The organism is Bradyrhizobium sp. P2_E8, from assembly GCF_056403875.1.
Genome location: NZ_JBFUES010001757.1, coordinates 1 through 768 on the forward strand (window position 1 = coordinate 1; position 768 = coordinate 768).

Annotated in this window: 1 protein-coding gene; it reads left to right on the forward strand. The window is 62.1% G+C overall.

The genetic code is table 11. The features are described 5' to 3' along the window. A partial coding sequence (gene groEL, locus AC1D00_RS43715) for a chaperonin GroEL (protein ID WP_477015012.1) occupies nt 1–768 on the forward strand: 768 nt, incomplete at both ends.

The window sequence follows — 768 nt, forward strand, 5'->3', positions numbered from 1 at the left end:
GGTCACGCTCGGCCCCAAGGGCCGCAACGTCGTGCTCGACAAGTCGTTCGGCGCTCCCCGCATCACCAAGGACGGCGTCACCGTCGCCAAGGAGATCGAGCTCGAGGACAAGTTCGAGAACATGGGCGCCCAGATGGTGCGCGAAGTCGCCTCCAAGTCCGCTGATGCSGCCGGYGACGGCACSACCACCGCMACCGTGCTCGCSGCTGCGATCGTCCGTGAAGGCGCCAAGKCGGTTGCCGCCGGCATGAACCCGATGGAYCTGAAGCGYGGTATCGACCTCGCSGTSGARGCCGTCGTSGCGGACCTCGTCAAGAACTCCAAGAAGGTCACTTCGAACGAGGAAATCGCCCAGGTCGGCACCATCTCAGCCAACGGCGACGCAGAGATCGGCAAGTTCCTCTCCGACGCCATGAAGAAGGTGGRCAACGAGGGCGTTATCACGGTTGAAGAAGCCAAGTCGCTCGAGACTGAACTCGASGTCGTCGARGGCATGCAGTTCGACCGYGGCTAYATCTCGCCYTACTTYGTYACCAACGCCGACAAGATGCGCGTTGAGATGGACGACGCCTACRTCCTCATCAAYGAGAAGAAGCTGTCTCACCTGAATGAATTGCTTCCGCTGCTCGAAGCCGTGGTGCAGAGCGGCAAGCCGCTTGTGATTATCGCGGAAGACGTAGAAGGCGAAGCGCTCGCGACTCTCGTCGTGAACCGTCTGCGTGGCGGTCTGAAGGTCGCGGCCGTCAAGGCTCCGGGCTTCGGCGATCG